This is a genomic window from Pseudomonas fluorescens NCIMB 11764 (genome assembly GCF_000293885.2).
Lineage (GTDB): Bacteria > Pseudomonadota > Gammaproteobacteria > Pseudomonadales > Pseudomonadaceae > Aquipseudomonas > Aquipseudomonas fluorescens_B.
This window is the reverse complement of record NZ_CP010945.1, coordinates 5,480,565-5,502,331: the sequence shown is the minus strand read 5'-3', so window position 1 is coordinate 5,502,331 and position 21,767 is coordinate 5,480,565. Positions and strand designations below refer to the sequence as shown.

At 57.9% G+C, this 21,767-nt stretch carries 21 protein-coding genes; 8 read left to right on the top strand and 13 right to left on the bottom strand.

The window, feature by feature from the left end; genetic code table 11:
* Positions 1-2: 2 nt before the first annotated feature.
* The 3 genes from B723_RS25035 to B723_RS25025 all read right to left on the bottom strand — a co-directional run bounded on the left by B723_RS25035 (position 3) and on the right by B723_RS25025 (position 3,577).
* A complete protein-coding gene (locus B723_RS25035) occupies positions 3-875 on the bottom strand; it encodes an isocitrate lyase/PEP mutase family protein (RefSeq protein WP_017338375.1) in 873 nt (290 codons plus the stop codon).
* Between the two features lie 122 nt (positions 876-997).
* Positions 998-2,305 (bottom strand): C4-dicarboxylate transporter DctA, encoded by a 1,308-nt coding sequence (dctA, locus tag B723_RS25030; RefSeq protein WP_017338376.1) that lies wholly within the window; start codon positions 2,303-2,305, stop codon positions 998-1,000.
* A gap of 102 nt (positions 2,306-2,407) precedes the next feature.
* On the bottom strand, positions 2,408-3,577 hold the full coding sequence (locus tag B723_RS25025) for a mandelate racemase/muconate lactonizing enzyme family protein (RefSeq protein WP_017338377.1): 1,170 nt from the start codon (positions 3,575-3,577) through the stop codon (positions 2,408-2,410).
* Positions 3,578-3,676: 99 nt separating this feature from the next.
* Here B723_RS25025 and B723_RS25020 point away from each other — a divergent pair, with 99 nt between their 5' ends.
* The gene (locus B723_RS25020; RefSeq protein ID WP_031318819.1) at positions 3,677-4,552 is read left to right on the top strand and encodes a LysR family transcriptional regulator; all 876 of its coding nucleotides are present in this window, start codon (positions 3,677-3,679) and stop codon (positions 4,550-4,552) included.
* Positions 4,553-4,870: 318 nt separating this feature from the next.
* Here the strand turns inward: B723_RS25020 and B723_RS25015 are convergent, their stop codons facing one another.
* The 4 genes from B723_RS25015 to B723_RS25000 all read right to left on the bottom strand — a co-directional run bounded on the left by B723_RS25015 (position 4,871) and on the right by B723_RS25000 (position 9,921).
* Positions 4,871-6,172 carry an MFS transporter gene (locus B723_RS25015; RefSeq protein WP_031318821.1) on the bottom strand — a complete coding sequence of 434 codons (1,302 nt, stop codon included), beginning with the start codon at positions 6,170-6,172 and terminating at the stop codon, positions 4,871-4,873.
* A 47-nt stretch (positions 6,173-6,219) separates the two neighbouring features.
* On the bottom strand, positions 6,220-7,377 hold the full coding sequence (tcuB, locus tag B723_RS25010; RefSeq protein WP_017338380.1) for a tricarballylate utilization 4Fe-4S protein TcuB: 1,158 nt from the start codon (positions 7,375-7,377) through the stop codon (positions 6,220-6,222).
* Positions 7,364-8,818, bottom strand: a complete 1,455-nt coding sequence (gene tcuA, locus B723_RS25005) for an FAD-dependent tricarballylate dehydrogenase TcuA (RefSeq protein WP_017338381.1) — start codon at positions 8,816-8,818, stop codon at positions 7,364-7,366. The genes tcuB and tcuA overlap by 14 nt, the downstream gene beginning before the upstream one ends.
* Positions 8,819-8,985: 167 nt before the next feature.
* The gene (locus B723_RS25000; RefSeq protein WP_017338382.1) at positions 8,986-9,921 is read right to left on the bottom strand and encodes a LysR family transcriptional regulator; all 936 of its coding nucleotides are present in this window, start codon (positions 9,919-9,921) and stop codon (positions 8,986-8,988) included.
* Between the two features lie 409 nt (positions 9,922-10,330).
* On the opposite strand from B723_RS25000, the gene B723_RS24995 reads away from it, so the two are divergent.
* Entirely contained in the window at positions 10,331-11,236 is a 906-nt protein-coding gene (locus tag B723_RS24995) for a LysR family transcriptional regulator (RefSeq protein WP_017338383.1), read from the top strand.
* Here B723_RS24995 and B723_RS24990 read toward each other — a convergent pair.
* The 3 genes from B723_RS24990 to B723_RS24980 form a co-directional block, all read right to left on the bottom strand.
* Positions 11,226-12,002: a substrate-binding domain-containing protein gene (locus tag B723_RS24990; RefSeq protein ID WP_017338384.1), complete on the bottom strand. Its 777-nt coding sequence runs from the start codon at positions 12,000-12,002 to the stop codon at positions 11,226-11,228. The two genes, B723_RS24995 and B723_RS24990, sit on opposite strands and share 11 nt — an antisense overlap.
* Positions 12,003-12,026: 24 nt before the next feature.
* Positions 12,027-13,319: an MFS transporter gene (locus tag B723_RS24985; protein WP_017338385.1), complete on the bottom strand. Its 1,293-nt coding sequence runs from the start codon at positions 13,317-13,319 to the stop codon at positions 12,027-12,029.
* A gap of 244 nt (positions 13,320-13,563) precedes the next feature.
* Positions 13,564-14,052 (bottom strand): Lrp/AsnC family transcriptional regulator, encoded by a 489-nt coding sequence (locus B723_RS24980; RefSeq protein ID WP_017338386.1) that lies wholly within the window; start codon positions 14,050-14,052, stop codon positions 13,564-13,566.
* A 130-nt stretch (positions 14,053-14,182) separates the two neighbouring features.
* On the opposite strand from B723_RS24980, the gene B723_RS24975 reads away from it, so the two are divergent.
* Positions 14,183-15,643, top strand: a complete 1,461-nt coding sequence (locus B723_RS24975; protein ID WP_017338387.1) for an L-lactate permease — start codon at positions 14,183-14,185, stop codon at positions 15,641-15,643.
* A gap of 51 nt (positions 15,644-15,694) precedes the next feature.
* Here B723_RS24975 and B723_RS24970 read toward each other — a convergent pair whose 3' ends face one another.
* Positions 15,695-16,150: a VOC family protein gene (locus B723_RS24970; RefSeq protein ID WP_017338388.1), complete on the bottom strand. Its 456-nt coding sequence runs from the start codon at positions 16,148-16,150 to the stop codon at positions 15,695-15,697.
* A gap of 338 nt (positions 16,151-16,488) precedes the next feature.
* Between B723_RS24970 and B723_RS24965 the strand changes: the two genes are divergently transcribed.
* On the top strand, positions 16,489-16,950 hold the full coding sequence (locus B723_RS24965) for an anti-virulence regulator CigR family protein (RefSeq protein ID WP_017338389.1): 462 nt from the start codon (positions 16,489-16,491) through the stop codon (positions 16,948-16,950).
* A gap of 141 nt (positions 16,951-17,091) precedes the next feature.
* Positions 17,092-17,586: a hypothetical protein gene (locus tag B723_RS33515; RefSeq protein WP_080995154.1), complete on the top strand. Its 495-nt coding sequence runs from the start codon at positions 17,092-17,094 to the stop codon at positions 17,584-17,586.
* Between the two features lie 81 nt (positions 17,587-17,667).
* Here B723_RS33515 and B723_RS24960 read toward each other — a convergent pair whose 3' ends face one another.
* Positions 17,668-18,102, bottom strand: a complete 435-nt coding sequence (locus B723_RS24960; protein ID WP_017338392.1) for a GFA family protein — start codon at positions 18,100-18,102, stop codon at positions 17,668-17,670.
* A gap of 29 nt (positions 18,103-18,131) precedes the next feature.
* The gene (locus B723_RS24955) at positions 18,132-19,073 is read right to left on the bottom strand and encodes a carbon-nitrogen hydrolase family protein (protein WP_017338393.1); all 942 of its coding nucleotides are present in this window, start codon (positions 19,071-19,073) and stop codon (positions 18,132-18,134) included.
* Between the two features lie 103 nt (positions 19,074-19,176).
* On the opposite strand from B723_RS24955, the gene B723_RS24950 reads away from it, so the two are divergent.
* From B723_RS24950 to B723_RS24940, 3 genes are all read left to right on the top strand, one after another.
* Positions 19,177-19,866, top strand: coding sequence for a winged helix-turn-helix transcriptional regulator (locus B723_RS24950; RefSeq protein WP_017338394.1), 690 nt, complete (start codon positions 19,177-19,179; stop codon positions 19,864-19,866).
* A 44-nt stretch (positions 19,867-19,910) separates the two neighbouring features.
* Positions 19,911-20,237 carry a low molecular weight protein tyrosine phosphatase family protein gene (locus B723_RS24945; protein ID WP_017338395.1) on the top strand — a complete coding sequence of 109 codons (327 nt, stop codon included), beginning with the start codon at positions 19,911-19,913 and terminating at the stop codon, positions 20,235-20,237.
* Between the two features lie 296 nt (positions 20,238-20,533).
* Positions 20,534-21,574, top strand: coding sequence for an alpha/beta hydrolase family protein (locus B723_RS24940; protein ID WP_017338396.1), 1,041 nt, complete (start codon positions 20,534-20,536; stop codon positions 21,572-21,574).
* The last annotated feature ends 193 nt before the right edge of the window (positions 21,575-21,767 follow it).

Sequence of the window (21,767 nt, the reverse complement as noted above, 5' to 3'; positions counted from 1 at the left end):
GTTCAATTGGAGCCGTTATCCGACTTCAAATAGGTTTTTGCCCATTCGCGGTAATTGTCCGAAAGTGTGTATTTTGAAAGCAGCTCCGGGAGCGAAAGCTCGCGCCCCCCTGCGCCACTTTGTTCGCGCAGCGCCTCGTAGGTCGCATTAAGTGCGGACAAATACGGGGCATGTCCATTGACCACTATCCGTACATTCGCCGCGCTCAGTTTCTCAACATCGCCCAGTGCAGGATTGCCGTAATTGATGAGCATGATCGGAACGGTGAGATGCGCTGTGAGTGCTTCCAGATGCTGCAAGTCCTTTACTCCAACGAAGCAAATAGCGTCTGCGCCAGCCTTTTCATAAGCCGTAGTCCGAGCAATCGAATCTTCCAAAGTGGTAACGGCCACGTTCGTCCTGGCGATGATGCTAAGGGCATCATCTGATCGGGCAAATCGTGCGGCGTAGATCTTGCTCGCGGCCTCTTCCATGTTGATGAGGACGTGCGATTGTTCGTCGTACTTGGCGGGCAGATGCGTATCTTCCAGCGTCAGGGCGGCAACGCCTGCCTTCTGTAACTCCGTAACTGTCCGCATCACATTGAGCGCGTTTCCGAATCCATGGTCGGCGTCCCCAATGATTGGGATTTGGCTGGCACGCCCGACTCTGGAAACCTGCTCAACATACTCATCGAGCGTGAGTAACGAGATATCCGGGGCACCCAGCACTTGAAGCGAGGCGACCGATCCACCCTGGATAGCGACCTCAAAGCCAAGGTCATCAGCCATTCGAACAGAGATCGGATCAAATACTGATGCGGCAAATTTACAGGCTGTTCCATGAAGCAAATCACCGAACGCCTGTCGTAGTTCATGATGAGATCGCTCAATCATTTTTCGGCTCCATCACATTTCAACTGAGTACATCGCTGAATCGTCCTGTGAGAACGAGACATAGCATTGGCTACCGGTCATTACGCCTTGTTTGAAGAGGAATGACCGGTAAGCGATGGCGATTACTTTTGCGCCAGCAACGCTTTACGCTCTGCTTTCTCGCTTTTCATTGCAGCAATTTCACGCTCGCAGGCTTCGACATCGAACGAGTTGTCCCACTTGGCAATCGCGATAGTGCCGATGCCGTTGCCGATCAGGTTGGTCACGGCTCGCGCTTCGTTCAGGAAACGGTCGATGCCCAAGAGCAGTACAAGGCCTACCAGCGGAATGGAGTGGATGGTTGTAAGCGTTGCCGCAAGGGTTATGAACCCGGCACCCGCCACACCAGCGGAGCCTTTTGAGGTCAGAAGGAACACGCCCAACAGAATCATTTGATCCACAAACGTCAGTGGCGTATTGGTTGCCTGTGCGATAAAAATCGCGGCCATGGTGAGGTAGATGCAGGTGCCATCCGCATTGAAGGCATACCCAGTTGGTAGCACCATGCCCACCACTGACTTCTTGCAGCCCAGCTTTTCAAGTTTCACCATCATTCGCGGAAGCACGGCTTCGGTTGAGCAGGTGCCAAGCGTGATGAGAATTTCATCTTTGAAATAACGAAGAAATTGCAATAGCGGCATGCCCGACCATCTAGCAACCGTGCCCAGCACTACCACGATGAAAATCAAGGTCGTGATGTAGAGCGCGATCAGCAACTGGCCGAGTGACAACAACGAACCAATCCCGTACTTGCCGATGGTAAAAGCCATCCCGGCACCGGCACCAATCGGAGCCAGGCGCATTACCATTGCCACGATCTTGAACAACCCTTGCAGAAACAGATCGATGGTATTGATCAGCGGTTTGCTGGTTTCGCCCATTTGAACGAGGGCAACGCCCATCAAAACCGAAATCAGAATGACCTGAAGCATGACTCCATTCGAGAATGCGCCGATGAAGGTGCTCGGGATTATGTTGAGAAAGAAATCGATTGTTCCGCCCTGTTCACTGGCGGCTTGGCTGTACTTGGTGATAGCGCTGGCATCAAGCGTGGTAGCGTTGATATTCATCCCAACGCCTGGCTTTGCGATATTGACCACAATAAGGCCGATGACCAGCGCAATGGTTGAAAGGATTTCAAAGTAGAGCAGCGCTTTGACGCCGATCCGCCCGACTTCCTTAATGCTGCCCATCTTAGCGATACCAACGACGACGGTACCGAAAATGATAGGCGCCAACAGCATTTTGATGAGTTTGATAAAGCCATCCGCAAAAGGTTGAAGCCTGGCTCCGAATTGCGGTTCAAAGTGGCCGATTGCTGCACCGATTACGATGCCGATCAGCACCTGCACATACAGCTGGCTGTACCAGCGGGACTTGGAGATTTCCACGGAAGCACCTCATTTTATTTTTGTGATGGGCGTGTGGCGTGGCGTCAGTGGATGACGCCGGATAACTGTGGCCTCAAGCGCAGAGGCCACAGTTCGGGGCTATCAGCCTTCGCCCAGCTCGCGCATAACTGCGTACAGAGCTGACTTGGCTTCAAAACCAACACCAGGGATGTCAGGAAGGCCTACGTAGCCGTTTTCAACCTGTATGCCGTCAGCAAATCCACCGAATGGCTGGAATACGTCCGGATAGGATTCGTTACCGCCCAAGTGCAGGCCCGCAGCGATGTTCAGGGACATCTGGTGACCACCGTGCGGCACTACGCGGCGAGAAGACCAACCCATTTCCTCCATCACCTTCAAGGTGCGCATGTACTCCACGAGCCCGTAGGACAGTGCACAGTCGAATTGGAGATAGTCGCGATCAGGGCGCATGCCACCGTGGCGCAGCAGGTTACGTGCATCCTGGTGGGAGAACAGGTTTTCACCAGTAGCCATTGGCAGTTCGTAGTGATTGGCCAACTCGGCCTGGAGTGCATAGTCCAGCGGATCGCCAATCTCTTCGTACCAGAACAGGTTGTACTTTTTGATGGCTTCGGCGTACGCAATACCTGTCTGCAGATCGAAGCGACCGTTGGCATCTACCGCGAGGCGACGACCGTCGCCAACCACTTCGAGTACCGCTTCGATGCGACGGATATCTTCGTCCAGTGGCACAGCGCCGATCTTCATCTTGACGACGTCGTACCCACGATCCAGATAGCTCTGCATCTCTGCCTTGAGCTTGGTCTGGTCTTTGCCTGGATAGTAATAGCCACCCGCCGCGTAAACCCAAACCTTGTCATCTGCCACGCCATCGCGATAACGGTCGGCCAGCAGGCGGTATAGCGGCTTGCCTTCGATCTTGGCAACGGCATCCCACACGGCCATATCAATGGTGCCGACTGCAACTGAACGTTCGCCGTGGCCACCTGGCTTTTCGTTGGTCATCAGGGTCTTCCAGATGGCGAACGGATCCAGGTTGTTGTTCTCATGGTCGATTAGAGTGTCCGGATCAGCTTCCATGATTCGCGCCAGGAAGCGATCACGCATCAATGCGCCTTGACCATAGCGACCGTTGGAGTTGAAGCCGTAGCCGATGACAGGTTTACCATCGCGAATCACATCCGTGACAACAGCGACGACCGAACAGGTCATTTTGGAAAAATCGATGTAGGCATTGGCGATTGGGGACGCAATCGAAACTGTTTTTTCACGGATGTCTACGATACGCATGACGGGTTCCTCTTGTTGTTGGTGGCCCCACGTTATGCTTTGCGATGACACTCGCCCAATGCTATTAATGCCGCGCCCTATGCACAGGAGGCATTGCCCTTGGAACTCGTCTGGCTCGAAGATTTTTCAGCTCTTGCGGAATACGGCAGCTTTGTTCGTGCCGCAGAAGCGCGGCACGTTACTCAGCCGGCATTCAGTCGCAGAGTCCGTTCACTGGAGAATTGGATGGGGGTGGATTTGTTTGTGCGCACCCCTCAAGGAGCAACGCTTACCGAGGCAGGAAGGCAGATTTTGCCCGCTGCACAGGAGGCTGCCAGACGCTTGTACAGGATGCGCACAGAGGCACAGGAAGTGGCTGGGATGGCAGCCAAAACACTCCAATTCGCGGCAACTCACTCCCTGTCATTTACATTTTTCCCAAGATGGCTGAGAAGTACTGAAAACGGCGCGCCGATAGAGGCTGTACGCCTGCACTCAGATAGCATGGCTGTTTGTGAACAGATGCTGATCCAGGGCCAGGTTCAGTTCCTGCTCTGCCATCGCCACCCCGACGTTCCGCCGTTACTGGCTCCCGATCAGTTCATTGGGAAAAAGGTTGGAGAGGATGTGCTAGTGCCTTTGGCAAGCGTCTCTGCCAATTTTGGTACCTCACCTGAAACGCTGCCCTACTTGGCATACACCCACGAATCGGGTCTAGGCCGCATCGTCGCTCACCGACTTCACGGAAAGGAAGACTACCTTCACCTAAAGCCACTTTTCAGCAGCCACCTTGCAGCGGTGCTGATGTCCATGGCCTTGGAAAGCAAGGGTGTCGCATGGTTACCGAAAAGCCTGACAGAACAGGAAATGGCTGACGGTCGTCTGGTCAGGGCACTCGACGAAAGCTGGGATATTCCCCTAGAGATTCATCTCACTCGTCCCAGGGCCCCAATCAGCCCCTCTGCGGAAGAGTTCTGGGCCAAGCTGGGCAACTAGTCATCTCATTTCGCTCGAGGCCGCGAATTTCCTACAACCGCCAGTGCGGCCTCGCAGCGAGGACTTTATGTTTGATGTGGTTTTTTAGAGCCAATGGCCTGCGCGCTATATTTCGAACATTCAAGTCATGAGCCAAAGGCGGGACAGCCTCAAATGATCGATTGGGCTATGTACCTTCTATTGGGCGCTGCCCTGGGTACGTTATGCCGGGGGCTGAGGCCGATCACTGTCCTGACGAAAGACTGAAATCGACCTCATACCCCTCTCATTCGGTTTCCGCCGCGGATCGACGCGTGGTAAGCGTCGGCGATCGAGGAACTAAACGGTTCTGACTGCCAAAGCTTTTTGCCGACGATAGAGGATCGTCGTCGCCGTGAACCCGCACACCGCCGCGAACATCAGCCAGTAGGCAGGTGATGCCTTGTCGCCCGTGGCCTGGACAAGCAGCGTCGAGATTGCCGGGGTAAAACCGCCAAACACCGCGGTGGCCAAACTGAAGGCCAGTGAAAACCCGACGACCCGCACGTTCTGTGGCATGACTTCGGTCAGTGCCGCGACCATGGCGCCGTTGTAAATGCCAAAGAAGAATGAGAAGTACAGCAGGACAGCGAGCAGTCGTTCGAAACTCGCCGCCTCTGCCAGCCAGTGCATGGCGGGATAGGCAGTGAAGATGCACAGCAACGATATCGCCAGCAACAGTGGCCGACGGCCAATGCGGTCGGAGAGGGCGCCGCCGATAGGCAGCCAGATAAAGTTGCTGATGCCGACCAGCAATGTGACCACTAGGCTGTCGGTGGTGCTCAAGTTCAGTACTGTCCTGCCAAACGTCGGTGTGTAGACCGTAATCAGGTAGAACGTGGTGGTGGTCATGGACGCCAGCAAACCGCCCGCCAGTACGGTGCGCCAGTTGTCACGCATCGAGCGAAAAACTTCGCGAGTTGTTGGACGATGGCTGCGAGCCGTGAAGGCAGCGGTTTCTTCCAGTGAACGACGAATAATGAAAATGAACGGGATGATCACGCAGCCAATGAAGAACGGAATACGCCAGCCCCAATCGGCGATTTCAGCGGCCTGCATCGTGGCATTGATCGTGTAGCCCAACGCGGCCGCGACGACGATCGCCACCTGTTGGCTGGCCGATTGCCAACTGGTGTAGAAACCGGTGTGACCGGGGGTGGAAATTTCCGCCAGATACACGGAAACACCGCCCATTTCCGCGCCAGCGGAGAAGCCCTGTAGCAGCCTGCCCAACAACACCAGAATCGGTGCCGCCACGCCGATGGCGGCATAGCCCGGCACCAGGGCGATCAATACGGTGCCGGCGGCCATGATCGACAGCGTCACGATCAGCCCCTTGCGACGGCCCACCTTGTCGATGTACGCCCCCAGCACAATGGCGCCTAACGGACGCATCAGGAATCCGGAGCCGAATACCGCGAAGGTCATCATCAACGAGGCAAACTCGCTGGTGGCTGGAAAGAACGTCCGGGAGATGTAGGTCGCGTAGAACCCGAACAGAAAGAAGTCGAACTGCTCGAGAAAATTACCGCTGGTGACCCGCAAAATGGCGCCCAATTTGGACCCCTTGGCTCGGGTTGTTGCCGTTGTCGTTTTCATCATGGCTACCGTTATGCTCACTATTGTTTTTGGAATGAGTGCTTCAGCCGTCAGTCGCTGCCGGCGTTGATCGGGTTGGGTTGACGCTTCTCGATGGCGTGTTTGAGCAGCGCTGCGCTGCGGAATATTCCATGGGCGAATTTGCTGTAGGGCATGGTCAGGAAAAACGCCATGACCAGGCCGAGATGGATAGCCAACATCAAGCCCAGGGCGCTGGTTTCACGCAACGCCAGGAGCGCCAGGCCGCTTGCGCTGACCAGAAACAGCAGCGCGATGAAGCCGCGATCCATGGGTTTTTGGTTCTCGTCGCCGTGCGCAGGGTTGCGACGCAGGTTCAGCCAAAGAAGACCCGCCGGGCCGATCAGCAGGCCGATGCCACCGGCAATACCCAACATCACCGGCAAGCTGAAGATCGGATAAGGCGCCGACCACTTCAGCAGATAGTGAAAGAGCGTGGCGACACCGGTGGCGGCGAAGCACAGCATGAAGCCGTAGAAGGTGAGGTGGTGGAATCGGCGTCGCCACAAGGTGAATTCATCATCGGCATTGTTGCAGCCCTCGCCATGGCCACCGTCCAGGTATTTGAGTTTCGCGACGTTGGCCGTAGCCTCCAATGCAGCGGACGCTTTCAACGGCAGTGGCGCTGCGACCGGTGAAACGTTGCGCCAGAAGCGCCGTACACCCAGGGTCAGGGCAAGTACCGCAAAGCCGAACACTGAACCGAACATCAGCGCCAGGGTGTTATGCGGGAAAATCTTGTAGAAGTCGCCCCCGGGAATGGCCGTGAACAGGTTGCCCATGAGCATCAGGGTCAGGCATAAAAACAAGGCCAGTCCCCCACCGGAAGCCAGCGCCAGGGTCAGGCCGTTGCGCTGATACAACCTGCCCATCACTGGCGGCCAGGCGTATTCGGCATACGTATCCAGGCGCACTTTGGCCATGGCTTTGGGTATGTTGACGTCGAATTCGTGTGGGGCGGCGTACTGACAGGCGTGCAGGCACGCGCCGCAGTTATGGCACAAGTTCGCCAGGTAATGGATGTCGGCCTGGGTGAATTCCAGGCGCCGGGTCATCGCCGGAAATACCGCGCAAAAGCCTTCGCAATAACGGCAGGCATTGCAGATGGTCATCTGCCGCTGGACTTCACTTTCGTCAAGATTCAACACCGGGATCAGCCCGCCCGACGCTTGGGGATCAAACAGTTGCATGTCGAGACTCCGAGTTTGCAGATGAAACGCCAAAGCCCACCGAAGCAGCCGCCTGCACACCGGCGATACGGCCAAACGCGGTACCGATGGCCATGCCGATGCCGGCGGTGTAGCCCTTGCCCAGAACATTGCCGGCCATCATTTCTCCCGCGACGAACAGGTTGGGGCTCGCTTTGCCGTTGAAATGCACGGCAGCGGTTTCGTCGGTGGCGAGGCCGAGGTAGGTGAACGTGACACCCGGTTTAAGCGGGTAGGCGTAGAAGGGTGGTTTCACCAATGGCCGCGCCCAATGGGTTTTGGCGGGCGTCAGTCCTTGGGTGTGGCAGTCGTCCAATGCCGTGTGGTCGAACGTGCCAACGCGGCAGGCGTTGTTGTAGTCCTCGACAGTCTTGACGAATTTTTCTTGAGGCAGCTGCAACTGACGGGCAAGGTCTTGCAGGGTATTGGCGGTGGTTCCGGGAAAGACCGGCGGCATGAAGCGGCCGATGGCTTGTTGATCGATGATCGAATACGCCTGCTGACCGGGTTGTCCGGCCACCAGACGCCCCCAGATCGCATAACGCTTTGGCCAGAAATCTTCACCTTCGTCGTAGAAGCGTTCGCCATCACGATTGACCACCACACCCAGCGATACGCAGTCGATACGGGTGCAGATGCCGCCGTCGTAGAGTGGCGCGCGGGCATCAATCGCGACCATGTGTGCTTGCGTCGGATCGCCGATCACATCTGCGCCAAGGTCGAGCATGCGCCGTAGCAAAATGCCGGTGTTGAATCGGGTGCCCCGGATCAGGAAATTGTCCGATGGCCATTCACCGCGCTCGTTCTGACCCCAGGCTTCGCGCAGCCATTCACGATTGGATTCGAAGCCGCCGGCCGCCAATACGCAGGCTCGGGCTTCAATGCGTTCCGCGGCGAAATGCTGACCGTCGACCTCATGTTCGCCCACGTGGGCGGCGACGAATTTCCCCCCATCCAGCTCGATGTCGGTCACTTGCGTGTTGTAGCGAACTTTTACACCCAGGCGCTCGGCGCTGCGGAAATACGCATTGACCAGCGCTTTGCCGCCGCCCATAAAAAATGCATTGGTTCTCGCCACGTGCAGCGCGCCGGACAGCGGTGGCTGAAAATGCACGCCGTGCGAACGCATCCAGTCGCGGCAAGAAGACGATGCCCGAATGGCAATGCGTGCAAGCTTTTCATCCGTGAGGCCACCGGTAACCTTCAACAGGTCTTGCCAGTATTCTTCTTCCGGATAGGCATCGATCAGCACATCCTGCGGTTCGTCGTGCATGCACCGCAGGTTACGGGTGTGTTGGGAGTTGCCACCGCGCCAGATTTTCGCAGAGGCTTCCAGCAGCATCACGCTGGCGCCCGCTTCTCGCGCCATCAGAGCGGCGCACAAGGCAGCGTTGCCACCCCCTATGATTAAGACATCGATCATTATCGCTCCTCGATTTGCAAGGAAGCGGGAACGAAGTGCTCCTTGCGAGTGGGGAGAACGATAAGGTGGGGACGGAGCGGCCGAAAGGCTGCATTTGACGCGGGGTGTTTAGTTTTTCTAAAGGCTTTTTCGTCAAGACGGACTCATGTGCCCGCGGTGAAGGAGGATTACGCGTCTACACCTTCTATCCATGTCGCTCCTGGCCACTGTTTGTCGACGACCAGCTGTCGCGCCACATCGACAATGACCAACCGCGTTGCCAGCGCCGCCGAAGAGAGTTCGTCGTCAGCCAGCGTCGCCAGAAGATTACGCCGGCCCACATGGGGATCGGCAATCCTGATCAGTGAAAGTCCGGACCCGTCTTTCAATGCAGCGGCGGCCCCCGGTTGTATCGTTGCCGCATGACCGGCCCGAACGGCGTTCATCAAAACAGCGAGGCCGTCGACCTCCATAATGACATTGGGCGTTAGCCCGACCCGCTCGAACGCGCTGGTCAATGTTGAACGCAACCCATGCTGCACGCTGGGCATCACCAGCGGCAGGCCGCCGAGGTCGGCTAACTGCACGCTGTCGCCAGACGGCGCTTGAGGCAGGCTGGGCGAGGCAATGACAAACAGCTTTTCATCCAGCAGCGGAGTCACGCTCCAGCGTTTCCCCCCTTCGAGCTGGAAGAGGATGGCCAGATCAATTTGCCGTGCGTTGAGCTGCGCCGCCAAGTGGCCGGAAAGCATTTCCACCAAATGCAGTTGTATGTCCGGATAACGCGCACGCATTGCGTTGATCAACGGCAACGCGAGCACCGTTGCGGTAGTCGGCGGTAAGCCGACGCTGACATAACCGCTCATTCGCCCGCGATGGGCGGCCATGATTGCGTTTTCCGCCTGGCGTAGCGTCAATTGGGCATGGTGTAAAAACGCAAATCCGGCGCTAGTGGGCGTCACGCCGGTGGAGGTTCGATTCAGGAGGCGGGTGCACAGTTCGCTTTCCAGCTTGGAGATTTGCTGACTGAGGGCTGACACACCAACGTCCAGTTCAAGTGCCGCACGCCCCAGGCTGCCCAGCTCGATGATTTTTACGAAATAGCGCAGTTGTCTCAATTCCAATGTGGCTGCTCCCCGCGAATTTGTTATTCAAATACCTGAACGTCTGTCACGCAAGTTACGAAGCCCGACGAGGCCGCATTGTCGCAGGTTTGGGTTGGCCGTTGAGCGCGTGCGCCTTGTCGAGGACTGTAGCCGTTGCCCCGAAGCTGTCATCAAGACTGAGGCCATTGATAACGGTTGGCACAGGGAGTGTCGAATGACCGCTCCTCGCCGGTTGCTGTTTGTCAGGATGAACTCATTGCGGGGTCATCGGCACCGCTGCGTCATATTGATGAATTCTAAGTTCCTGATGATCGTAGCCAGCGTATTTCGCACACGGTCTCCAACCTCACCGGAACCTGCATTGTGGAATAATTTTGTACATTGATAGGATAAGCTGATCAATCATGTCTGATCCCGAGTGCGCACCATGGCCATAAACTTCGACCTCAACGACCTGCAAGCTTTTCGCGCCGTGGTCGAGCAGGGCAGTTTTCGCAAAGCCGCCGACACCGTGCGTATCTCTCAGCCTGCGCTGAGCCGGCGTATCGAAAAACTTGAAGACGCCCTCGGCGTACGATTGTTCGAACGCACTACACGTAAGGTCAGCTTGACTCAGGCCGGGCGCGGTTTCATGCCCAGCGTCGAGCGCTTGCTGGACGATCTGGACGTGGCGCTGCTGGGAATCAGCGAAGTCGCCTCGACCCGGCTCGGCCATGTCACGGTGGCCTGCGTGCCCTCGGCGGCGTATTACTTCATGCCGCGCGTGATCGCCCATTACCACCGGCAGTTCCCGAGGATCAAAGTAAAAGTGCTCGACTCTAGCGCCCACGACGTACTCAGCGCCGTCGTCAATGGCGAAGCCGATTTCGGTCTGAGCTTCATGGGTACGCTGGAGACTGAAGTCGAGTTCGAGCCATTGGTGCAGGAAGGTTATGTGCTGGCCTGTCGGCGCGATCATCCGTTGGCGGGTCGAACCAGCGTGACCTGGGATGAGTTCTATCAGCAGGATTACATCTCGCTGGACAAGACCTCGGGCAATCGCTTTTTGCTGGATCAGGCGCTGACCGGAATCGTGCCGCACCGGCAGAGCATCTGTGAAACCCGGCATGTGACGACGATGATCGGCTTGGTGGAAGCGGGGTTGGGGGTGGCGGCGGTGCCGATGATGGCGATGCCGGCAGCTGATCACCCGATTCTGACGCGGGTGCCGCTGACCGACCCGCAGGTGATGCGCAGTGTCGGCCTGATCAAGCGCCGGGGTCGCACGTTGACCCCGGCTGCGTTGGAACTGGAACGGCTGGTGGTGGAAATGAAAGTTCAGGTCAGCGACTGACCGAATCCAGCCCGGTGGCCTTTACATCCGGTTGAGCGGTCGAGGAAGCCAAATACTCCAGCAGCGCCTTGGCTTCAGCCGGGTGTTGCGCACCCACTGGAATGCCGGCAGCGAAACGCGTTACCGATTGCACCGACTCTGGAATCTTTGCCACAAAACTTACGCCCGGCACGGGCAGCAATTCGCTGACCTGCTGGAAGCCCAGTTGGTAGTCGCCAGCGGCAACCACCGAGCCCACGGGGATTTTCGAGATCATCTTCGATTTGGGTTTGAGTTGGTCTTCAATGCCCAGGCGCTTGAACAACTGATTCTCGATGTACACGCCGCTGGCGCTATCGGAATAGGCGATGGACTTCGCGTCGAGCAAGGTCTTCTTCAGTCCGTCAACGGAGCTGATGTCCGGCTTCGTCGCGCCCTCGCGCACTACGAGCCCGATTCGGGAATCGGCCAGTTCAACCCGTGAAGCGGGATCAACTTTGCCTTGCTTGATCAGGTCATCGAGGGCGTAGCCGACCATGATCACTACATCAGCTTTTTCTCCGCGAGAAAGACGGTTGGGAATAGCTTCCGGCGCTTTGCCCATCGACGGGCCAAGGGCGGTGTCGAGCGTGTGGCCGGTAGACGCGGCAAATTTAGGGCCGAGGATTTTGTAGGCCGCGGTGAAACCACCGGAGGTCATCACGCGGATTTCTTCCGCTTGGACCAGGGTGCTCAGACTGAGGCTGGTCAACAAGGCGAAGGCGGCAACATTGAATAGTTTTTTCATGGTTATTTTCTCGAAAGTGCGGGTTCAAGACATCGCTGATTGGAGGCGGTAAGTGGAGCGGCGATAGAGATATAACGTGGCGCACAGGGCGCAGAGCGCGGCGAAACTCATCCAGTAACCGGGGGCGGCCTTGTCGCCGGTGTACTGAATCAGGAAAGTCGACATCGCCGGGGTGAAGCCGCCAAACACCGCCGTAGCCAGGCTATAAGCCAAGGAGAAACCGGCGACCCGAACTTCGACCGGCATGATTTCCGTGAGCGCGGCAATCATCGCGCCGTTGTACAAACCGTAAATGAACGACAACCACAGCAAGACCAACAGCATGTTGACGAAGCTGGGCGCGTTGACCAGGTAAGTCAGCGCTGGATACGCAGTGGCGAGGGTTAACAGTGCCATGGCGATCAGCACTGGACGCCGACCGATGCGGTCAGACAACGCGCCGCCAATGGGTAACCAGAAGAAGTTCGAAACACCAACCAGCAAGGTCACCAATAACGCATCGGACGTACTCAGGTGCAGCACGGTTTTGCCGAAGGTTGGCGCGTACACGGTGATCAGGTAAAAAGCCGTGGTGGTGAGGGCGACCATCATCATCCCGGCGAACACGATGACCCAGTTCTGCGCCAGAGTGCGGAACACATCGCCCATACTCGGCCGATGCTTGCGCGCTTCGAACTCCTTGGTTTCTTCGAGGTTACGGCGCAGGAAAAAAATGAACGGCACGATCATGCAACCGAGGAAAAACGGAATCCGCCAGCCCCAATCGGCAATCATTGCGGGCGCCATCCACTGATTCAACCCGTAGCCCAAAGCCGCCGCGACGATAATCGCCACTTGCTGGCTGGCCGACTGCCAACTGGTGAAGAAGCCTTTGTTGCCCGGAGTGGCGATCTCCGAGAGGTACACCGAGACACCCCCCATTTCCGCACCGGCCGAGAAGCCTTGCAGCAAGCGACCGATCAGCACGAGGGCGGGTGCAAATAACCCGATGGTTTCGTAACCGGGCACCAACACAATGAGAATCGTGCCGCTGGCCATAATCGACAGCGTCACGATCAAGCCTTTGCGCCGACCCACATCGTCGATGTAAGCACCGAGTACCACCGCACCCAACGGACGCATCAGGAAACCCGCGCCAAACACCGCGAAGGTCATCATCAGGGAGGCAAACTCACTGCTGGCCGGGAAGAACACAGCCGCAATCTGCGTAGCGTAAAAGCCGAAAAGGAAGAAATCGAACTGTTCGAGGAAGTTACCCGAGGTAACTCGAAAAATCGCACTGGCGCGTGAACGCCCGGAAGGGTTTGATGTTGTCATTGACCTGTACTCCACCGCTTTTATGACGTGCGCTGCCTGGACGCGGCGCACGGATCTTATTAGGGCGAATGGTGGAGTAGGGGGATCGATATGATAAGTGCATTGTTGGCATTCATTAATGCATCAAACAGATCAATGGAAGCAAAGGGCAGGGCCGGTAAGCGGCTCACGGACGGTCCTTCGTCGATTTCCGGGTACCAGGTTGTTTTAAATCGGTCTGACAACTGAAAGCTTCAGGGAACGATTACCCCGGCACGCTGGGTACCTCAAGCCCGACTTTCACACGGTCCAGCGCCACGATGGTCTTGAACCAGGTCACGTTGGCATTCTCGGCAAACAATCGCCGCGCCAACGCCTGGTATTCCTGCATGCTGGCAACGGTTAACACCAGGACGAAATCCACTTCGCCGGTGACGTAGTAGCACTGCTGAACTTCGGGCACCGCGAAGTGTGCCTTCATCGCCTCCAGTGCCTCGATGCTCGTGCGCTCGGCCATCACCTCCACAATGATCGTGATCGGCCGTCCTACGGCGGTGGGATCGACGATGGCGACATTGCCCGTGATGACACCCCTTTCTTCCATCCGCTTGATGCGGCGCTGCACGGCAGCCGTGGAGAGATTGACCTGCTCGGCCATCAGGCGCAGCGGTGTGGTGTTGTCGCGCTGGACGAGGTCCAGGATGGCACGGTCGAATTTGTCCAGTGGTGCAGAGGCTGCGTCGATTTTTGCCATGTCAGGCCCGCGAGAAAATTTCTCGAAAACTACCAGAAAACTGCGGCCCTTTATCTAGCTGCGAGAAATATTATCTTGCCTGCAGACGGCTCTCGCCGCCTTGATCGGGAATTCACACAGGATAATTGGCATGCTCGCACTGTTTCATCTTTCCCCTGTCCTGTTGGTGACAGCCATGCTCGTCGTGCTGCGCCGGCCGCCCGTTCATGCCGCCATCGCCGGCACTCTACTCGTCGTGGTGCTCTGGCTCGCCGGCGTTGCCGAAGCGTGGCAGCCGAGCAGTATGATGGCTGCCGTTCAAGATACCGCTGTGCTGTTTGCCAGCACGGCCTTCGTGATCGTGCCGGGTCTGGCCTTCGTGATTTTTATCGAGCGCCTGGGCGTCAACCTGGCGCTGAGCCAATGGGTGCGGTCACTGGGTTTGCGACGCGGCGATCAAGTGGCGTTCATCGTCCTCGGGCTGGCACCGTTACTGGAAGCGATGACCGGCTTCGGCGTGTCATTGATCGCAACGGTGCCCCTGTTGCTCAGCCTCTTCGAGCGCCGGGTCGCGCTGCGCATAGCGCTCGCCGGCATGGCAATCATGCCGTGGGGAACGCTGGGCCTGGCTTCGGTCATTGGTGCCTCGCTGGCTCACCTGGACGCCGCCGCGCTGGCGTCGACCTCGGCACTCACCAGCGCACCGGTTTTTTTCGCCCTCAGTGCGATAGCGCTCTTTCTGGCAGGCGTTCGTGAGTGGCGGGAGTGGAGGGCGCTGGGCGTTTTCTGGCTGCTGTTTGTAGGTGTGCTTTACAGTGCCAGTCGGTGGTTGGGGCCGGAAGTGGCCGGTGTTGCCGCGGGCCTGGTGACGGCCGTTGCCGTTCTATCGGCCGGGCTTTGGCGCTTGCGTCGCAGCGATAGTGAGCGCGGTTCAGTGCAATGGCCGCGTCAGGCCTGGCCGTATCTGTTGCTGATTGTCTACATCGTCGCGTTGAAGATGGTGTGGACGATCACCTCTTGGCAGGACAGCTGGATCGTACAAGGTGCCCAAGTCACCTGGAAGCCACTGGCATCCCCCGGCCTGGCGTTGGTTCTGGTGCTGATCGGGTTAGGTTTTTACACGCGCAACACACCACGCCAGACAGCGTCCGACATCAGTGTGCCTGCTGCCTTGGCGGCGCGTGCGAGGCGGCCATTGCTGACCATTTTTTTCTTTCTCGCGATGTCGCAGATGATGGTGAAGGCCGGCTTTCTCGCGGGCTTGATGCAACTGCTGGCGGGCTTGTCGCCCACCGCCGCGACGTCGCTGGTGGCCCTCTTTGGTGCGTTGTCAGGCTACATGACGGGGTCGAACGTGGGCGGCAACGCGATCTTCATGCCGGCCATCGCGATGTTGCCCGAACCCTCTCGGCTGTTGCTGGCAGCGGTACAGAACAGCGCGGCAGGGCATGCCGCACTGGGCTCGCTGTCGATCGTCATGCTGATCCTGGGTCTTGCCAAAACCCAGGCCACGGAAGAGGGCGAACTGGTAAGGTTTGGCTTCGCGCTGGTCTGCCTCAATACGGCATTGGTCGCGTTGGGCGCAGGGTTGCTGAGCGGGTGGTTTGGATAGCATTGCCGGGTGAGCTGGCCGGTCTGGGCACGACAACGAGTTTGAACGTGCTCAGGCAAATGCAGCCTCGACAAATGCTTCCAGCGCCTTGGCTTCCAGGATCTCGATAGAGAAGTGACCGAAGCGCTTGGGCAACCAGATGATGCGTGTCCCGGACGGGGATTGCAGGTTCGCACGGGCCAATGGCTTTCCGTTTTCGTCTTCCGGTTGAACACCCGCCGCCATCAATTCGTCATAGGTCTTTTCGATGTCGGGTGTCGAGTAGCAATGGCGATAAATCATTCCCTCGCTCGAGGCGTCCAACAGCTCCCGTAGATTCCCCGCCAGTGGCTGTACCAACATGAAACGCTCCTGACCGATCAGCGCAATCGCGTAGCGTACATGCAAGCCACCTCTTTCCCAGACGAGCGTTTTGGAGATCCTGGCTTTCAGTATCTGTGCGTAGTAATCACAGGCTTCTTCGAGATTCTCGACCAGTACATCGATGTGGCTGAACTTCAGATCCATGGCATGCCTCCTTCCGAATTGATGTCCATGGTAACTACCGCACCTTCGGAACTCGATGGCGTCATGAAAAGTCATCCAGGTGATGCCATTCACCCATGGATGAGACTTGGGCGACCCGTGAGGAAGAGTGTCTGCTTTTTTGCGGTTGTTGCCTGCCGAAATGCCTCTTTTGTCCTAATTCCTATTACTTTTTCTGCAAGGACGCTCCCGTCCAATCTTCATGCGGGAAGCTCCAATTGTTCATAGGCATACAGCCCATGGCTCGCAGGATCGGAACCCGCGCTGTCAATCGCGTCTAAGATTCAGAGAGATGTCCCGCCACACTGAAGGAACGACTCATGCTCAAATCACGCTCATTGGTTGTCGCGATTACATGTCTTGCGCTGGTCAGCGGCTCAGCGACTGCACTGGCCGATCCCGGTAATGGAAAGGGCCAGGGAAACGGCAAGGGAAACCCGCAAAACAGCCAGGTACATGGCAATCAGGGCAGTAAAGGCAAAAACGCCGGGGGCGGTGATTGGGATCATGGCCCGAGCATCAATCGAGGCAGCATCCTCGGAATCATTGGCGGTTACAGGGATTACTGGAGTCCCGGCCCTGCTTTGCCACCCGGCATTCAAAAAAACCTCGCTCGGGGCAAGCCTCTTCCACCCGGCATTGCGAAAAAACTGGACGGTCGGTTGGTTGGCAGGCTGCCGCACTACGACGGATACGAATGGCAGCAAGCGGGCACCGATTTGATACTGGTCGCGCTGGCAACCGGGCTCATCTACGAAGTGCTCAACGGAGCGTTTGATTAATGGATGAGTGAAGACTCGGCGATCGTTCTGGCGGCATGCTGATTGGGTCAGTGCGCACCGCATCCCGTCTGTCGCATGACTTGAACTGCGGAGGGAAAAACGCGTCTTAACGTACGCGATATCAACCCTATGGAAGCGATCATGCTTTTAAAAAACAAGAGTTTCGTTGCTGTCATGTCATGCGCCATGATGCTTGCAGCCGCACCCTTACTCCCTGCTCACCTCTCTACCATGAGCGCCGCCTACGCGAAGGATGGTGGTGGTAACGGAGGCGGTAACGGAGGAGGCGGTAATGGGGGCGGTAATGGCGGCGGTAATGGCGGTGGCCACGGCGGCGGTACCGGTGGTGGTCACAGCGGTTCAGATCACGGCAACGCTAACAGCAACGGCCGCGGTAATGGATTGAGCAGCGATCATGCCGGCAAGTCTGTTCGTGACCACGGCGAAAGTGGAAACCACTACGGCAATGATCGCAATGGTGAGCGCGGTCATGGCACAACGACTTCAGGCATCGCCCATTCCAAAGATACGCGTGGCGTGACCAAAGCCACGGCAATCTCGGACTCGACACCAGGGGACCACAACGGGAAAGGGTTGAGTAAAGCCGGGACGTCCGTATCAAAGAAATCGCACTGATCAGCGATATTCGCAGCACGCAACCCTGAACAAAACGGGCGCCCGACAAGGCGCCCGTTTTCATTGGCTCCGGTTTAAGTGCTATTCGTCCACGTTGATGCCCGATCCTCCCAGTTCCTTGGGGACATCCTTCAGCTTCGGCAATCCATCCTTGATACGCAACACAGTCTCCTGATAGTGAACGTGAACGCCTGGCGAGTACGCGAGATCCGGGATGACCGCGGCATATACATCGATCAGTCCTATCTCCGGGTGTTCAGTGAATAGATGCCCGCCGCACGTCTTGCACCACTTGCGGTAACTGCGCGAGGTCTTGTTGTAGGTGCCGATGTTGTCAGCCCCTCGAGTTACTTGCACCGCGTCGGGTTTCCACAGCGTGAAGGCATTGACCGGCCCTGCTGACCAATGCCGACACGACTCGCAATGGCAATAACCCATCCCGACCGGCTCGCCGCTGACGGTGAACTCGACTGCGCCGCAAAAACAACTGCCCTTGTAAGAGCGTTCAATGTTCATGGCGTGACTCCTTGATCAATGGTTTGCCTTCATTCGTCGATGTAGCGCACCGGCGTCGCCGGCGTGCGCCGCACCTGCAATTCGAAAATGTCAGGGCGCGCGTAATGCCCGGTAACGTCGAGCGCTCGCCGCGCTGGCGCCACGAGTGCGACGTCGATGTCCGCATACAAAATGCCGGCCTCGCGGTGCAGTGGACCGGCGACGATCCGGCCCTGCGGATTGACCACCACCGAGTCACCGTCGTTGATCCATTCATCCGGCTCGGCAAACAGTTGCGCACGCGCCGGGAAGTCGTCGGGGATGTCGCTGCCGCGCAGCGCGGTGCCGCTGCCGAGCACCCAACAGCGGCCTTCGAGCGCAATGTGACGCATCGTGCTGATCCAGCCATCGCCCGTGTCGTACGTGGGCGCGACGTAGATTTCCACCCCTTGGGCATACAGTGAATAGCGCGCCAGTGGCATGTAGTTTTCCCAGCAGATCAGCGCACCCACGCGGCCAACCGGTGTGTCCACCGTGCGCAACCCGGAGGCATCACCGAAGCCATGCACCATGCGCTCGGGATTCGTTGGCATCAGCTTGCGGTGGCGGTTGAGCACTGCGCCGTCCGTGCCGATAACGACTACGCTGTTATAGAGCGTGCCGCCACCCGTTTGCCGTTCGCATTCATTGATGCCGCATACGATCGTCACGGCGTGAACCCTGGCGGCTTCGCACAATTCGTTCAGGTCACCTTTCGCGATATCGACGGCGTTGGCCAGCAGCCGCGTGTGCAACTGACCCACTACGGCCCCGTCCTTTCCCGCCGCCAGCCGCCAGATCCACGACGGGTAACCGGGAATGAACGATTCGGGCAAAACGATCAGCGAGGCTCCAGCCGCTGCTGCCTCGGCGACCGATTGCACGGCCCGGGCGATCGTCGCGCCGCGGTCGAGCAACACCGGCGGGCGCTGAATAATGGCTACCTTGGTCATGGCGTTCTCCGTTTGCACTTGGCTTCGAAGGCTTGAGCGTGCGCGTGGCGGAGTGACGGGGCTAGTTCACAATCTGAAGCGTTTCAGTCGCGGGGGCCAGGCAATGGACGAAAGCTACGGTCAGTTCTGCACGGTCGCACGCGGTGCCGAAGCACTGTGCGAGCGCTGGACACCTTTGGTCGTGCGCGAGCTGTTGTGCGGCAGCAAGCGCTTCAACGAACTGCACCGCGGCGTACCCCGAATGTCCACCAGCCTGCTGGCACAGCGGCTGCGCCACCTGGAAGAAATCGGCGTCGTACACCGCTCGGCCACCGGCAAAGTCTGGGAGTACAGCCTGACCGAAGCGGGCGAGGAACTGCGCCCCATCATCATGGCACTGGGTCATTGGGGCGCACGCTGGATCGGCAGTCGCCTGCACGATGACCAACTCGACGCGGGCCTGCTGATGTGGGACGTGCGCCGGTTCGTGCGAATCGAAACATTCCCACCTCGACCGGTGGTCATCCACTTCAAATTCCGCGACGCCCGGCCCGGCGAGCAAGCGTGGTGGCTGGTGGTCGAGGAGGGCGTGGCCGACCTGTGCCGCGACGACCCCGGCCGTGAACTGACGCTGGTCGTGGATTCCAGCGTGCGCGCATTGACCGAAGTGTGGTCGGGCGATCGCACACCGCGGGAAGTGCTTCAGTCGCGAGAGTTGCGAGTGGATGGCGCGGTGAAGGATGCGGAATGTCTGTGGCGTTGGCTGGGCACGAGTGCGTTTGCGGGGACGCGAAGCGCGGCAGTCAATCGGTGATCTTGGCTGAGCCCGGGTCACGTTAACTGTTTGGAGTTAATCCGATGTTGAACGTGCTTTTCATCTGCAGCCAGAACCGCCTGCGAAGCCCCACGGCCGAACGACATTTCGCTGACTGGCCGGGCGTGAAAACTGCGTCGGCAGGTATCAGTAACGATGCGTATGTTCCAGTCAGCCTGGAGCTGCTGCAGTGGGCTGATCTGGTATGTGTCATGGAGCCGATTCATCGCAACAAACTGGTGGCTCGATTTGGTGCGGAGCTGGTGGACAAGCGTGTCGTTTGTTTGGACATACCGGATGTTTATCAGTACATGGAGCCTGGGCTGGTCAAGGTGTTGGAGGTGAGAGTCAGGCGGTATTTGCCTTCCTGAGGTGATGCCTCCTGCTGGGCCGGTTCACGTTTGAACAGACTCTTTTTTTGCGTCTCGCGAGAAGCAGCACTAGTGGTCCCAAGACCGTTAGTCCCTTTGCAGAAGACGGCAATCGGCTGTGGATTCAACCGGTCGATGCAGCAGGTTGGTTAAATCGTTCAGCGGGCGGTTCGAATGTGGGCTTTAATGTCGTGCCCATAGGCAGCCTCGTTAGCTTCGACTCCGTACGAAGATGGAATGCGCCGACCGGCGGGTTCAGGTGGCCATGCACATGTCTAATCAAGGAAGAATCGACATTGAAAATACCTTTCTGCGCCCTGTTTTTGGCCTGTCTGACGACTATCGCACTCGCTGACGAAAACCCAATCGGCTTCCAGTCTTCCACACTACCGGACCCGCAAAATGACCGCTCACTGGAGATGGTCGTCTGGTACCCCAGTGCAACGACCGCCGCCACGCAATTGATCGGCGATGATGTGGTGTTTGTCGGGGCTTCTGCCGTTCGTGACGCGCCGCCCGCTGCCGGCAAGCATCCCTTGGTCGTGCTCTCCCACGGGTACAGGGGAAACTGGAGCAACCAGATCTGGCTTGCCAGTGCTCTGGCTCACAGGGGTTACATCGTCGCTGCGATCAATCACCCTGGCACCACCACTCATGACCGTAGCCCTCAAGCAGCGGCGCAGTTGTGGCAGCGGCCCGTTGATGTGCGCCGCGCCATTGATAGCGTCACGACTCAACCTGAAAAATTCGGCGTGGTCGCCAATGGCCAAATTGCAGTAGCGGGCCATTCACTCGGCGGCATGACCGCCCTGGAGATTGCCGGTGCTCGTTTCGATCCGGACCGCTTCGCTCAGGAGTGCAAAGCACACCCGCAGTTAGCCAGTTGCTCCGTCTATGGAAAGATAAACCCGGCAAGCACCGCAGAATCGAAGGCCGCGTTGGCCGCCGATTTGCGTGATAAACGCGTCACGGCCGTGGTGACATTGGACCTGGGCCTTTCACGGGGCCTGACCGATGAAAGCCTGGCCGCGCTGCCAGTACCCACGCTGGTGATCGCTGCCGGCGTACCGTCGCACGATCTACCCGCTGAGCTGGAGTCTGCCAACCTGGCCAAACGCCTGCCTCCAGCGTCAAGCCGTTACGTCGAAATCAGCGACGCCAGCCATTTCAGTTTCTTGTCGATGTGCAAACCTGGCGCGCAGGCAATGCTCGAAGAAGAAGTACCGGGCGATGGCATCATTTGCCTGGATGGCGACAACGGTCGTGCGCGTGAAGAGATTCAACAGCAGGTTATATCGCTGATAGCGGAGTTTCTTCAGTCATCAGGAAATTTGTAAGAGCGAGTCTGCTCGCGATGGACCTGAGGATGACGCGTTTATCCAGCAAACACGCGTTGTCGTTAACGTCCATCGCTACAAGGAGCTGCAGTCACTTAACTGACCGGCATTAGCCACATGAGTCCGTATTTGACCCTTTGTCGCCTCCCAACTGATCACGCCTTTAAGGGTGTTTACTTCTAGTCAGACCCTT

What these genes read in the sequence shown, in the direction of transcription:
- B723_RS25035 (WP_017338375.1), bottom strand. Translation starts at nt 875, where the DNA reads ATGATTGAGCGATCTCATCATGAACTACGACAGGCGTTCGGTGATTTG.
- B723_RS25025 (WP_017338377.1), bottom strand. Translation starts at nt 3,577, where the DNA reads ATGCGTATCGTAGACATCCGTGAAAAAACAGTTTCGATTGCGTCCCCA.
- B723_RS25015 (WP_031318821.1), bottom strand. Translation starts at nt 6,172, where the DNA reads ATGATGAAAACGACAACGGCAACAACCCGAGCCAAGGGGTCCAAATTG.
- tcuB (WP_017338380.1), bottom strand. Translation starts at nt 7,377, where the DNA reads ATGCAACTGTTTGATCCCCAAGCGTCGGGCGGGCTGATCCCGGTGTTG.
- tcuA (WP_017338381.1), bottom strand. Translation starts at nt 8,818, where the DNA reads ATGATCGATGTCTTAATCATAGGGGGTGGCAACGCTGCCTTGTGCGCC.
- B723_RS24995 (WP_017338383.1), top strand. Translation starts at nt 10,331, where the DNA reads ATGGCCATAAACTTCGACCTCAACGACCTGCAAGCTTTTCGCGCCGTG.
- B723_RS24990 (WP_017338384.1), bottom strand. Translation starts at nt 12,002, where the DNA reads ATGAAAAAACTATTCAATGTTGCCGCCTTCGCCTTGTTGACCAGCCTC.
- B723_RS24985 (WP_017338385.1), bottom strand. Translation starts at nt 13,319, where the DNA reads ATGACAACATCAAACCCTTCCGGGCGTTCACGCGCCAGTGCGATTTTT.
- B723_RS24980 (WP_017338386.1), bottom strand. Translation starts at nt 14,052, where the DNA reads ATGGCAAAAATCGACGCAGCCTCTGCACCACTGGACAAATTCGACCGT.
- B723_RS24975 (WP_017338387.1), top strand. Translation starts at nt 14,183, where the DNA reads ATGCTCGCACTGTTTCATCTTTCCCCTGTCCTGTTGGTGACAGCCATG.
- B723_RS24970 (WP_017338388.1), bottom strand. Translation starts at nt 16,150, where the DNA reads ATGGATCTGAAGTTCAGCCACATCGATGTACTGGTCGAGAATCTCGAA.
- B723_RS24965 (WP_017338389.1), top strand. Translation starts at nt 16,489, where the DNA reads ATGCTCAAATCACGCTCATTGGTTGTCGCGATTACATGTCTTGCGCTG.
- B723_RS33515 (WP_080995154.1), top strand. Translation starts at nt 17,092, where the DNA reads ATGCTTTTAAAAAACAAGAGTTTCGTTGCTGTCATGTCATGCGCCATG.
- B723_RS24960 (WP_017338392.1), bottom strand. Translation starts at nt 18,102, where the DNA reads ATGAACATTGAACGCTCTTACAAGGGCAGTTGTTTTTGCGGCGCAGTC.
- B723_RS24955 (WP_017338393.1), bottom strand. Translation starts at nt 19,073, where the DNA reads ATGACCAAGGTAGCCATTATTCAGCGCCCGCCGGTGTTGCTCGACCGC.
- B723_RS24950 (WP_017338394.1), top strand. Translation starts at nt 19,177, where the DNA reads ATGGACGAAAGCTACGGTCAGTTCTGCACGGTCGCACGCGGTGCCGAA.
- B723_RS24945 (WP_017338395.1), top strand. Translation starts at nt 19,911, where the DNA reads ATGTTGAACGTGCTTTTCATCTGCAGCCAGAACCGCCTGCGAAGCCCC.